Origin of the sequence: Actinoplanes sp. NBC_00393 (assembly GCF_036053395.1) — a bacterium.
Classification (GTDB): domain Bacteria; phylum Actinomycetota; class Actinomycetes; order Mycobacteriales; family Micromonosporaceae; genus Actinoplanes.
Genome location: NZ_CP107942.1, coordinates 2,710,999 through 2,722,683, shown reverse-complemented (window position 1 = coordinate 2,722,683; position 11,685 = coordinate 2,710,999). Strand labels below are relative to the sequence as shown.

Annotated in this window: 8 protein-coding genes; 4 read left to right on the top strand and 4 right to left on the bottom strand. The window is 71.4% G+C overall.

Features of this window, described 5'->3' with window-relative positions:
- The first annotated feature begins 54 nt into the window (after nucleotides 1-54).
- A complete protein-coding gene (locus OHA21_RS12535; RefSeq protein WP_328473451.1) occupies nucleotides 55-420 on the top strand; it encodes a VOC family protein in 366 nt (121 codons plus the stop codon).
- A gap of 15 nt (nucleotides 421-435) precedes the next feature.
- Here OHA21_RS12535 and OHA21_RS12530 read toward each other — a convergent pair whose 3' ends face one another.
- Nucleotides 436-987, bottom strand: coding sequence for a GNAT family N-acetyltransferase (locus tag OHA21_RS12530; protein WP_328473449.1), 552 nt, complete (start codon nucleotides 985-987; stop codon nucleotides 436-438).
- A gap of 148 nt (nucleotides 988-1,135) precedes the next feature.
- On the opposite strand from OHA21_RS12530, the gene OHA21_RS12525 reads away from it, so the two are divergent.
- Entirely contained in the window at nucleotides 1,136-1,636 is a 501-nt protein-coding gene (locus OHA21_RS12525) for a DUF6624 domain-containing protein (protein ID WP_328473447.1), read from the top strand.
- A 2-nt stretch (nucleotides 1,637-1,638) separates the two neighbouring features.
- On the opposite strand, the gene OHA21_RS12520 is transcribed toward OHA21_RS12525, so the two are convergent.
- A complete protein-coding gene (locus OHA21_RS12520; RefSeq protein WP_328473445.1) occupies nucleotides 1,639-5,046 on the bottom strand; it encodes a PQQ-dependent sugar dehydrogenase in 3,408 nt (1,135 codons plus the stop codon).
- 261 nt (nucleotides 5,047-5,307) lie between these two features.
- Here OHA21_RS12520 and OHA21_RS12515 point away from each other — a divergent pair, with 261 nt between their 5' ends.
- Together OHA21_RS12515 and OHA21_RS12510 are read left to right on the top strand one after the other, a co-directional pair.
- Nucleotides 5,308-7,377, top strand: a complete 2,070-nt coding sequence (locus OHA21_RS12515) for an MMPL family transporter (protein ID WP_328478392.1) — start codon at nucleotides 5,308-5,310, stop codon at nucleotides 7,375-7,377.
- Nucleotides 7,378-8,376: 999 nt separating this feature from the next.
- The gene (locus tag OHA21_RS12510; protein ID WP_328473443.1) at nucleotides 8,377-10,815 is read left to right on the top strand and encodes a LuxR C-terminal-related transcriptional regulator; all 2,439 of its coding nucleotides are present in this window, start codon (nucleotides 8,377-8,379) and stop codon (nucleotides 10,813-10,815) included.
- Here OHA21_RS12510 and OHA21_RS12505 read toward each other — a convergent pair.
- Together OHA21_RS12505 and OHA21_RS12500 are read right to left on the bottom strand one after the other, a co-directional pair.
- A complete protein-coding gene (locus OHA21_RS12505) occupies nucleotides 10,802-11,257 on the bottom strand; it encodes an SRPBCC family protein (protein ID WP_328473441.1) in 456 nt (151 codons plus the stop codon). The genes OHA21_RS12510 and OHA21_RS12505 overlap by 14 nt on opposite strands.
- Nucleotides 11,254-11,595, bottom strand: coding sequence for an ArsR/SmtB family transcription factor (locus tag OHA21_RS12500; RefSeq protein WP_328473439.1), 342 nt, complete (start codon nucleotides 11,593-11,595; stop codon nucleotides 11,254-11,256). Before OHA21_RS12500 ends, OHA21_RS12505 begins: the two co-directional genes overlap by 4 nt.
- Nucleotides 11,596-11,685: the final 90 nt, after the last annotated feature.

The window sequence follows — 11,685 nt, the reverse complement described above, 5'->3', positions numbered from 1 at the left end:
GCCTGCTGCGACGTATCCCTTGGGACCGAACCCCACGGACCCGCAGGAGTTCCCATGCCAACCGTCCAGGCCATCATCAGCACGCCGAACGTCGATCGCCAGCGCGCCTTCTACGAGCGGCTGCTCGGCGCCGTCGAGACGAGCCGCTACCCCGCCGACGGGCAGGTCTTCTTCGTCGGCCTCAAGCTCGGCGACTCCGAATTCGGGCTGGTCGACGAGGCCGGCGCCGACCTGTCGGCGCCGTCGCGGATCCTGCTGAGCGTCGAGGTCCCGGACGTCGACGCGCTGCTGGAACAGGTGGAGGCAGCGGGCGGGCGGCTGCTGGGCCCGCCCACGGACATGCCGTGGGGCCAGCGGGTGGCCCACATCCACGATCCCGACGGCAACATGGTCAACCTGACCCAAACCCTGTCCAGGTGATCGACGCGGTACGTCTCAGCGTTGGGCATCTGCTGCGATGCGGGAGTAGACGAGCACGTCGGCGCGGCGGGCACCGATGGTCAGGAAGCTGCGGAGCCGCCCCTCCTGGAGATAGCCGTTGATCTCCAGTGCTCGTTGTGACGCGAGGTTGTCCGGCTCCACCCAGCCCTCGATGCGGGCGAGGTTGCCCGCGCTCAGGCCCCAGGCGGTCGTCAGTGAGATCGCTCGGGAGACGATCCCCTGGCGCCGGGCGGCGGGGACGATCCAGTAGCCGATGCCGGCGACGCCCTCCTGCGGGCGCAGCATCAGGTTGATGTGGCCGACTGCCTGGTCGGTGTGCTGGTCGGCGATCGCCAGTGCCACGCCTTCCCCGGAGGTGAGCCGGGCGTGTTGGCGGGCGATATAGGCCAGGCCGGCCTCTTTGGTGTAGCGCGCGGGAACGGTCGTGCCGACCGGGATTCTGGGGTCCTGGGCGGCCTGCTCGACACACAACAGGTCTGTGTCGCGCCACGGGCGCACGCGGACAACTCCATCGTGCAGCGCGGGCGGGTAGGCCAGGTTGGTCATGGCCGACCACTCAAACACATCGCAACGCACTGATCAAAGGGCCGGACCGTCCAGGAGTCTTCGCCTCTACCAGTATTTACTATCGACATTTGTCTATGCGCTGCTCGGGGTCGAATGGCGTGGATGTGGTGGGGTCTAGCGTGCGGGCATGGTCGATGACGCGCTTGCGCAGGAACTGATCGAGATGACTGACGAGGACCGGCGGCTGCAGCCCGGCGCTCTCGGCGATGACCTGGCCGCCCGGCTGGCCTACCGGCGGGTCACGGTCCGCAACGGGGATCGGCTTGCCGAGATCATCGATGCGTACGGGTGGCCGACCGCAGAACGCGTCGGCCAGGAGGCGGCCCGGCGGGCGTGGCTCGTGGCGCAGCACGCCGACCGGCAACTGCACCTGCAACGGCGAGCCCTCGCCTTGATGACCGAAGCGGTGCAGGCCGGCAAGGGCGACCCCGCGCAGCTGGCCATGCTGCACGACCGCCTCCTGGTCAACGAGGGCCGCCCGCAGCTCTACGGCACGCAGATCGCCGGCGTCGTCGACGGAGCGCCGGTCCCGTGGCCGTGCGAGCACCCCGAGCAGATGGATCAACGGCGCGCTGAGGTCGGCCTGGACCCGTTCGCCGCGCACGTGGCGAAACACGCACCGGCCTGACGTCAGGACGCGTAGATCGAATACTTCGCGTTCCAGCGCGTGGGCGTACCGAAAGTCGCCGGCCAGGTGCCGAACGCCCTGCCGGCGGTGCCCCACGCGCCCTGGTTGGCGCTGCCGGCGTCGTAGCTCATGTTGTTGTCGCCGTTGGTGTTGTACATCAGCCAGTACGCGGTGTTCGGCGCCAGGGTGGCGGTGACCGGCCGGCTGTTCCACGAGTTGGCGGCCAGCGTGCCGGACGTGCTCGACGCGACCAGCGCACCCGGTGAGCCGTTCGCGTCGGCGTAGATCGCCACCTGGTACTGGTTGGCCGCGGCCTGCACCGTCTTGAGATAGACGGAGACCTGGCTGACGGTGAGCGCGGTGGCGCCGTTGATGAACCGCGAGCCGTTCATGTAGTTCGCGGCGCCGGAGTCCAGCGAGCCGCCCACCTGGTCGTATCCGAGCCGCGACGCGCTCGGGTCGGCCGTGGTGAACACGAACTGGTGGTCGGCGGCGAGCGGGTTGCCCGCCGCGTCGGTCACGCCCGTCCGGACTCGCACCGTGTACTGGGTGGCGGCGGTCAGCGCGGCCGACGGCGTGATCGTCGCCGCCTGGCCGGCCGCGTCATAGGCGACCGACCGGTTGACCAGGGTGCCGCCGGGGCCGCGGAGTTCCAGGTTCGCCGGTGTGACGGTGCCGGCCGCCAGGCTCTCGCTGAACCGTACGGTGATCGGCGCATTCAGCGCGACTCCGGTGGCCCCGCCGGCCGGGGTCGTCGAGGTCACCGTCGGCGCGCCGGTGTCCGGGCCGGTGGTGGCGTAGAGGGAGAACTTGGCGTTCCACCGGCTGGACGTGCCGAACGTCGCCGGCCAGGTGCCGAACGGCGTGCCGGCGGTGCTCCACGCGCCCTGGTTGGCGGTGCCCGCGTCGTAGCTGAGGTTGTTGTCGCCGTTGGTGTTGTACATCAGCCAGTACGCCGTATTGGCGGCGAGAGCGGCGCTGATCGGCCGGGTGTTCCACGCGTTGGCGGCCAGCGTTCCCGACGTGCTGCTCGCCACCCGGGCGCCGGGTGAGCCGTTCGCGTCGGCGTAGATGGCCAGCTGGTACTGGTTGTTCGGCGCGGCCTGCACGCCCTTGGCGTACACCGACATGGAGTTGACCGTGGCCGCGCTGGAGCCGGTGACGAACCGGGAGCCGTTCATGTGGTTCGCGGCGCCGGTGTCCAGCGAGGCTCCGACCTGGGTGTAGCCGATCCGCTGCGGCGCCGGGGCAACCGCGTAGGTGGCGGTGTAGGTGGTCGCCGCCGTGGGCGCGGTGATCACGTGGGTCTGCGCCCCGCCGTCGGACCACGACGTGAACGTCGAGGATCCCTGCGGCGACGGCGCGGACACCGAGTTGGTCGAGCCCTGGATCACGGTACGCGTGAACGGCGTGGTCCCCGACGCCGAGCCGACGGTGAGCTGGAGTCCGGACGGCACGGTGTTGAACGTGAGGTCCACCGTCTCCGGGTCGAGCCGGCGCGCCACGGTGTGCGTCAGGCCTTCCTGGTCGGTGGCCACCAGCTTGAGTTCCAGATACGACGGGTACTCGTGGTCGGGTGCCTCGAACGACCCGGACGCCACCCCGTTCCAGGTGCGGATCGCGTGCTCGTGGCAGCTCTCCGGCGCCGAGCAGTGGTGCATGACCAGGCCCCAGTCGAGCCGCGACGCGGGAAGGTCGCCCTGCTGCGGGTCGGTGGCGTGGCCGGAGAAGGCGATCGTGTCGCCGACCTTCCAGGTCGTGGTCGCGACCGGCGTGTCGATCACCGCGCTCGGCGCCTCGTTGCCGGGCGTGACGGCGATCGTGCTGGTGCCGGTCGCGTTCAGCGTGTCGGTCACCGTCAGCCGCGCGGTGTACGACCCCGTCACCGGGTAGGTGAACGTCGGCGCCGCCGCGGTGGAGTCGGTCACCCCGTCGTCGGTGAAGTCCCAGGCGTAGCGCAGGCGGCCCTCGTCGGCCGGGTCGGGGTCGGTGGAGCCGGCGCCGTTGAACGTGACGGTCAGCGGCGCCGGGCCCTGCGTCGGTGACGCGTCGATGACGGCGCTCGGCGGCTGGTTGCCCGGGAAGTAGCGCACCCGGCGGATGGTGCCGCCGCCCAGGTCGGCGTAGTACAGCTCGCCGCCGGGACCGACCTCGAGGTCGACCGGGGCGGCGGCGTCGGAGATGAACGTCTGCAGGTTCGCCGCGTTCGGCAGGCCGCCCGGCGCGGACGGCAGCGACGCCCAGATGCACCGGCGGGAGTAGTCGGCGAAGAAGATCGCGCCGTGGTACGCGGCCGGGTAGGGACCGCCGGCTGTCGGGTAGAACGCCACACCCGTCGACGACGAGCTTCCGGTCGGGCAGGCCTCCCCCGCGATCAGCTTGCTGGAGTGGTTCCAGGCGACGAAGGGCTGGGTGTGCGTACCCGACGGCTGGGTGTAAAGGTTCTCGCAGATCGGCAGGTTGGCGCCGTCGTAACCGGGTTGCCGCGCGTTGCCCTCCCAGCAGGGCCAGCCGAAGTTGGTCACGCCCGCGGTCGGGTCGACGACCCGGTTGACCTCCTCCCAGGTGGTCCAGCCGGTGTCGGAGATCCAGGTCTCGTTGGTGCCCGGTCGCATGGTGATCCGGTACGGGTTGCGCAGCCCGTTGGCGACGATCCGCCGGATGTTCGGGTCGGCGGCGCCGATGTTCGGGTTGCCGGCGGCGGCCGCGCCGGTGGCCGGGTCCAGCCGCAGCAGCGTGCCGTCCAGCTGGGTCGGGTCGCCCGTGGTACGCATGTCCTGGGCCCGCAGCGCCCCGCCCTCGTTGGGCGGGTCGGAACACGGGTTGGTCGGCGCGCCGGCGGGATACTGGCCGTAGTCGACCGCGCTGAAGCTGGCGCCGTCCCCGGCGGCGACGTACAGCATCCCGTCGGCGCCGAAGGCGATGTCGCCGATGGAGTGGCTGGGGAACTGCTGGCACCAGTCGTGCAGCAGCACCTGCTCGCTGCCGGTCATCGTGTTGCCGTCGGCGCGCAGCCGGGCGAGCCGGCCGGTGACCACGCAGCGCCCGTTGTTCGCGCTCGCGCAGACATCGTTCCACACCGGGGCGGTCTGACCGGGCGGCGCGTCGTAGGTGTACAGCACGTAGACATACGGGTCGGCCGGGAAGCTCGGCGCCAGGGTCATGCCGAGCAGGCCGCGGTCCCACTGGTTGTGCACGTTGGCCGACAGGTCGGCGAACACCGTCGCGCTGGTGTCGGCGAGGTCGTCGAAGACCTTGATCCGGCCGCCCTTCTCGGCGACGAAGACGCGCCCGTCCGGCGCGAACTCGAGATCGACCGGCGAGCTGAGCCCGCTGAAGACGATCTGCTCCTGGAAGCCGGTCGGCAGCGCGACCGCGGTCGCGGGCTGCGAGCTCACGAACGACGACATCGCGACCAAGGTCAAGAACGCGACAAACCCACTGAGCGTACGCCGAAGCACGGCAGCCCCCTCCCCCATGCGGCGGAGCGGGACGCGGATCCATCACTCATGCCGAATATTGAGGGATCCTAATAGGACACCGAGTCACTCGGGCGTCGGCTGACCGACTCGACCGCCGCCCGACCGGCCAGAACTGGCCGCCCGTCCGGAGGATGCACGACGGTCGATGGCTGGCGTCCCGTACCCCGAAGGTGTTTGCATGCCCCCGTGATGTTGAGCGCTCTCGGCCGTTCGTGTGCCCGCCGGCGGTGGCCAGTCCTCGGCGCCTGGGCCGTCCTGGCCGTCGCCGGGCTGATCTTCGGTGGCCAGATCTTCGACCGGCTCGGCACCACCGACAGCCTGCGGCCGGATGCCGAGTCCCAGCTCGCGGAACGGCGCATCCAGCAGGTGGCGCCCGAGGGTCCGACGGTCGTCGCCGTGGTCGGTGGCCGCGAGGTGTGGGATCCGGAGCTGGTCGCCGACATCACGGCGGTCACCGCCGGGATCCGTGGGATGGACGGCGTCGCGGAGGTCGACGATCTGTACGGCTCGCCGGGCGGGCGGATCGGCGCCGATAACCGGAGTTCGCTGATCCGGGTCGAGCTGGAGCGCGGGCTGCCGGAGGACCGGCGCGAGCGGGTGGAGGATGCGGTCGCGGACGCCTTGCACCGCATCGATGCGCCCGAGGTGCTGGTCGGCGGCGAGAAGCTCGCGGAGCGCGCGTTCGCCGACCAGGCCATCGCGGACGCGGCCGTCGGCGAGTCGGTGGCGCTCGCCGTCCTGCTGGTCGTGCTGGTGCTGGTTCTCGGCGGCTTCGTGGCCGGCACGATCCCACTGGCTGCCGCGCTGGTCACCGTGGCAGTGACGTTGCTCGGCCTGTTCGGGCTGACCGCGCTCACCGGGGTCAGCGAGTTCACCGTCAACGTGGTCACCCTGCTCGGGATCGGGCTCGCCGTCGACTACGCGCTGCTGATGATCGGCCGGTACCGGGAGGAACGCGATGCCGACCCGGACGCCCCGGCCGCGGACCTGCTCGCGCGGACCAGCGCGACCGCCGGCCGTACCGTGCTGATCGCCGGGCTCGCGGTTGCCGCGGCGATGGCCGGGCTGGCGGTGTTCGCCGAACCGCTGCTCGGTGCGATGGCGCTCGGCGGCGCGATCGTGGCGCTGCTGGCGACGGTTTGCGGCCTGACCGTCGTACCCGCGCTGATCGCCGCAGCGCACCGCCGCATCCCTCGATCCCGCCCTGCCAGGCCCGGCCCCGGCCTGCTGGTGCGGCTCGCCGTGTTCGCGCAGGGCCGGCCGGGGCCGGTCGCGTTCGGCGTCGTGGCCGGTCTGCTCGTGCTGTCGGCGCCGTTCCTGTTCGCGGTCAACCTGCAGAACTCCGACGCCCGCGCGCTGCCCGCCTCAGCCGAGGCCCGCCGGCTGCACGAGGCGGTGCAGCGCGACTTCAGCGGCGGCCAGCCGGACCCGATCGTCGTGGCGGTCGACGCGGACCCGGCCGGCGCCGAGGTCCGCGACTTCATGAACGCGCTCAACACCCTGGACGGCGTGCTGCGGGTGGAGCCGCGGCCCGACATCGCCGCCCCGGTGGCCGTCATCGACGTCACGCCGGAGACCTCGCGAGACGTCGTGCCCGCGATCCGGGCGCTGGACCCGCCGTTTCCGGTGCTCGTCGGGGGCGCCGCCGCGGAGTTGGCCGACTACCGCGACTCGGTGGCCGGCCGGTTCCCGATCGCGCTGCTGATCGTCGTGCTGTCCGCGGCGGTGCTGCTGTTCGTGCTGACCGGTTCGCTGGTGGTGCCGGTCAAGGCGCTGCTGATGAACGCGCTCACCCTGCTCGCCACGCTGGGCGCGCTGGTCGTGGTGTTCCAGTGGGGTGTCGGCGACGCGCTGTTCGGCGTCGACTCGTGGGGCGCGATCGACGTCACCACACCCGTGCTGCTGTTCGTGTTCGTCTTCGCGCTCTCGATGGACTACGAGGTGTTCCTGCTCGCCCGGATCAAGGAGGAGTGGGACCAGCTCCCGGGCGACCACGCGGTCCGCGCCGGCATCGAGAAGTCCGGGCCGGTGGTCACTGCTGCCGCGCTGTGCATCGGTGTGGTGTTCCTCGGCTTCCTGCTCGGCGAACTGACCGCGGTCAAGGAGATCGGTTTCGCGATGGCGGTGGCGCTGCTGCTCGACGTCACGGTCGTCCGCGGCCTGCTGCTGCCGGCGCTGATGAGCCTGCTCGGCCAGTGGAACTGGTGGGCGCCGGCGCCCCTGCAGCGGCTGCACGCGCGAATCGACGCGCTGCGCTGATCACCCGGGAGGGCGGCCGCCGGTTGCCTCAGCAGGAGGACGACGGATCCGCCGGCCGGGTGCGGTTCGTGCCGGATGCTGCCGTGGCCGGCCCGGAACTCCTCCGGCACGCCGGGCCCGTTGTCCTCGACCGGCGTTGAACAACACCGCGGCGATCCGTCCGAGCCGATGTCGGTACATATCCACCACAAAACGGGCATAACACTCGGCGAATACGGGCAATAGCGACACCAACGACGAACCAGCAAGGAGCTGTCGCGATGCCTTCGAACGAATCCTCAGCCCTCCGAGCCCCGGGCGGGCTGTTCCGTTCGCCGGTGCCCGGCGAGCCGCTGCCGCCACCCCGGGCCCACGATCGCAGTCCAGCGGCGATGCAGCGTCTGCGCGAACCGTTCACCGTGCCGGTCGAGCCGGGCTCGCGTCTTCGCGCCCGATGCTGAAGCGCCTCCCGTCCCGCGCCCCGGTCCCTCGCCGGCAGGAAGCACCCGAACGGATGGCATCTTCGCGCAGTGGCACCGGTCACGGTAGGGCATCTGACGGCGGTGAGCTACTGCGGGGCTGCGGGGGTCCGGGTGCTGCTGGCCGGCCGCGACGCCGGCGGGCCGCTGCGGTTGACCTGTTCACCGGTGGTCCTGCGGGTGATCGAAATCTGCGGGCTGACCGCTGGGGACGGCCTGGTGGTGACCGGGACGGATTCGCAGCGGCACGGACCGGCTGGAATGGGGCGATCCGCGCGCTCTCTACCAGCGGCTGGGGTTCGCCTACGAGACGTTCCGCCGGTTCCTCCCCGCCCAGCTCGCCGACGCCGTCACCAGCCACACCACCAGGAGCACCACCACGGTACGTCTGCACTTCCCGCACGACGTCACGCACCGCAACCCCGCCGACGATCGCTGAGCCCGCGACACGTCGATCTTGTGTGTCACCTAGGCGACGGCATCTGACCTGCATCAATGCAAGGATGGGCTTTCGCGTCCCGATCGATGACGGGGTGACAGGATGCATTCGCCGGCGGAGCCCCACCTGATTCGCCCGCGCCTGCACGACCGGCTCGACGAGGGCGCGGCCCGCGCCGTGACTTTGCTCCGCGCCGGACCCGGTTGGGGAAAGACCGCGCTGGTCGCCGGATGGGCCGCCAGGAGGCCTTCACCGGTGGCCTGGCTGACGCTCCGTCACCGGCACCGGAGCGTGCCGGCGTTCTGCACGGACGCCGCGGCGGCGCTGCGAGCGGCGTTCCCGCCGTCCGCGGCGCCCGGCCGGTTCGCGCACGTCACCGGCGAGGTTCAGCTGCGCCGGCTCGCCACCGGGTTCCGCCGTCCCGTGCTGCTGGTCCTCGACGACCTGCACGCCGTGGTCGGGTCGCCGGCGCTGCGGGTGCTCGCCGGGCTGGTCCGACGGCAGCCGCCGGGTCTGCGGTTTGTGCTGCTCAGCCGTACGCTGCCGGGTCTGCCCTTGAAGGTGTCCCGCGCTGCGGGCGAGCTGGTGGAGCTCGACGCCGACACCCTGCGTTTCGACGACGGGGAGACAGCCGCGCTGCTCGACCTGCTCAAACCGGCCACGGAACCGTCCGTCGCCGCCGGCCTGGCCGAGGGATGGCCGGTGGCCCTGCGCCTGGCGGCCGGCGCCCATGACGCCGAGCCGGGCGAGGTGATCGGTGACTACCTGTCCCGTGAGGTGATCGCGGAGCTGAGCGCGCCGGTGCGCCGGTTCCTGATGCAGACCAGCATCGTCGACGAGCTGCCTGCGGAACTCGCCGACGCCCTGACCGCAGCCACCGGCGGCCGGCAGATGCTGGCCGGCCTGCGCCGGGACACCGGTCTGGTCACCGGGGACCGCTATCACGGGCAGTTGCGGGCGCAGGCGCGCCGGATGCTGGAGCGGGAGACGCCCGAGGATGTGGCGCAGCTGCATGCCCGGGCTGCCCGCTGGTATGCCGGGCAACGCATGGCTCCCGAGGCGCTGCGACACGCGGCTGACGCCGGGGACTGGGATTTCCTGAGCCGCCTGGTCGTCACCGTGGCGCCGGGGCTGAGCCTCTCGCCGCACCGGCAGGTCTTCGCCGAGGCGATCGAGCGGATACCGGCGGAGCTGATCTTCAGTACCGCGGAGTTCGTCGTCTGCGCAGCGATGCGCGTGCTGCTCAACGGCGACTTCCGGGCCGTGCCGATGCTGCTCGACCGGGCCCGCGAGCTGCTGGCCGAACGCAAGCCGGACGAACGGCTCGCCGTCGAGACCATGCTGGACATCATCGAGGTGGGCTCCGTGATGCGGATGACCGGTGACATACCCGCCATGGTCACGGCCACCACCCGCATCCTCGACCGGATGCGCGACCTCGACCCGCGCGCGCTGCCGATCAGCGCGCAGATCCGCGCCGTCGCGAAGATCAACAAAGGAATGGCTCTGGTCTGGACGTTGCAGATCGAAGACGCGCGCCGGCACCTGCTGGACGGCCTGACCGAGGCCGAACAGCTCGGCATGCCGCTGACCGCAGCCAACGCGCAGGGCCACCTGGCGTTGCTCGCCTACTTCGACGGGTCCCTGCGCGAGGCCGAGCGGCTGGCGTCCGCGGCACAGCAACAGACCGAACGACTCGACGCCATCGGCGCCGTGCAGGCCACCGCCGCCCACCTCACCCTGGCATTGGCGGCGGTGGAACGTGACCACCTCGCCGAGGCGCAGGCGCTGCTGCACAACGCCCGGCGTTCGGAGGCCGAACCGCCGGAGGCCACGTTCGCCGTCGTGTCACTGCTGGTCCGTGCCCACCTGGCGATCGCGGCCGGTGATCATCCGGCGGCCACGGCCGCGTTGCGCCAGGCGCGGGAGGAGGTCGTCCCGTCGCTGCGGGCGCCCCTGGTCGTCCGCTGGCTGGACGCGGTGGAGGCGGAGATCGACCTGCTCGCCGACCAGCCTGTCCGCGTGGTGCAACGGCTCGGCAAGGTGGCCCGGCCGTCCTCGCACGAGATGGTCGTTCTCGGGCGGGCACGCCTCGCCCTCGGTGACCAGGACGGCGGGGAGGACCTCCTGTATCGGGCCGCCGCCGGCGCCGATCGGATCAGCGCGGTCACCGCCCTGATCGCGCTCGCGCTGGCGGCGGAGAAGCGCGGCGACACAGCCCGCAGCGAGGCGGCCGCTGCCGAAGCCGTCGCGCTGGCCGAGCCGGAAGGGGTGCACCGCCCCTTCCGGGCGCTCGGCGCCGGACACCTCCGCAAGCCGGAGCCGCAACAGGCCCTGCTCGAGCCGCTGAGCGAACGCGAACTCGAGGTGCTGCAGTTCCTGCCGTCGGTGCTCACCGCGCACGAGATCGCCGAGGCACTGGGCGTCTCGATCAACACGGTCAGGGCGCACCTGCGGTCGATCTACCGCAAGCTGGGCGCGACGCGGCGGCGCGAAGCGGTGATCACCGCGGCCGCACGCGGTCTGCTCAGCCGTCGGTGAGCGCCTTGGCGAGTTGGTCGAGCTGCGGCTCGATGCCGCTGCGCCGCTGCTGCGGATCGTCCAGGCCGTCCAGGTACGCGCCCTGGTCGGTCAGCACCAGCCGGGTGCCGCCGTCCTCGGCGAAGAGTTCGACGGTCTGCACCGAGACCGACATCCGGCGGTCGAAGCGCGACATCTCGTAGCAGAAGATGATCCGCTGGTCGGGCACGATGTCGAGGTAGCGCGCGGTGTAGTAGCAGAGGTCCCCGCCGGGCGGGCCGGACGCGCTGGTCTCCAGGCCGCCCTCCCGGAAGTCGAAGGTGCTTTCCCCCTGGGTCGGCCAGCTCTCCGGACCGTGGAACCATTGCGCCTTGACGGCAGGATCGGCGAACGCCCCGAAGACCCGCTGTGGCGTCGCGCCGTAGCGGCGTTCCAGAACGATCGTCTCGTGCACGATGCTCATGACTTCTCCTCGTGATTGTCGCGGGCGAGATAGGCGCCGAGCCGGTCGAGTCCGGCGGCGAGCTCGGTGCGGCGGCCGGCGATCCACTCCTCGGCCGTCCGCAACGCGGCGGCGTTGACCCGGCAGGTGCGGACGCGGCCCACCTTCTCCGAGCGGACCAGCCCGCTGCCCTCCAGGACCCGCAGGTGCTGCATGACCGCGGGCAGTGACATGGACAGCGGCGCGGCCAGCTCCGTCACGGTCGCGGGACCGCGGCTGAGCTGCTCGACCATGGTGCGGCGGCCGGGATCGGCGAGCGCCGCGAACAGCAGGTCCAGGTGCGCCTTTTGGTTAAGCACTTACTTAAGTAATCCTATGTGGCGGGACATGTCAAGGCGCGCGGTCCCAGTGCACTAAATGCGGTGACGGCGGTGGTCTTCGCCGCGAGA

What these genes read in the sequence shown, in the direction of transcription:
- OHA21_RS12535 (WP_328473451.1), top strand. Translation starts at nt 55, where the DNA reads ATGCCAACCGTCCAGGCCATCATCAGCACGCCGAACGTCGATCGCCAG.
- OHA21_RS12530 (WP_328473449.1), bottom strand. Translation starts at nt 987, where the DNA reads ATGACCAACCTGGCCTACCCGCCCGCGCTGCACGATGGAGTTGTCCGC.
- OHA21_RS12525 (WP_328473447.1), top strand. Translation starts at nt 1,136, where the DNA reads ATGGTCGATGACGCGCTTGCGCAGGAACTGATCGAGATGACTGACGAG.
- OHA21_RS12520 (WP_328473445.1), bottom strand. Translation starts at nt 5,046, where the DNA reads ATGTCGTCGTTCGTGAGCTCGCAGCCCGCGACCGCGGTCGCGCTGCCG.
- OHA21_RS12515 (WP_328478392.1), top strand. Translation starts at nt 5,308, where the DNA reads ATGTTGAGCGCTCTCGGCCGTTCGTGTGCCCGCCGGCGGTGGCCAGTC.
- OHA21_RS12510 (WP_328473443.1), top strand. Translation starts at nt 8,377, where the DNA reads ATGCATTCGCCGGCGGAGCCCCACCTGATTCGCCCGCGCCTGCACGAC.
- OHA21_RS12505 (WP_328473441.1), bottom strand. Translation starts at nt 11,257, where the DNA reads ATGAGCATCGTGCACGAGACGATCGTTCTGGAACGCCGCTACGGCGCG.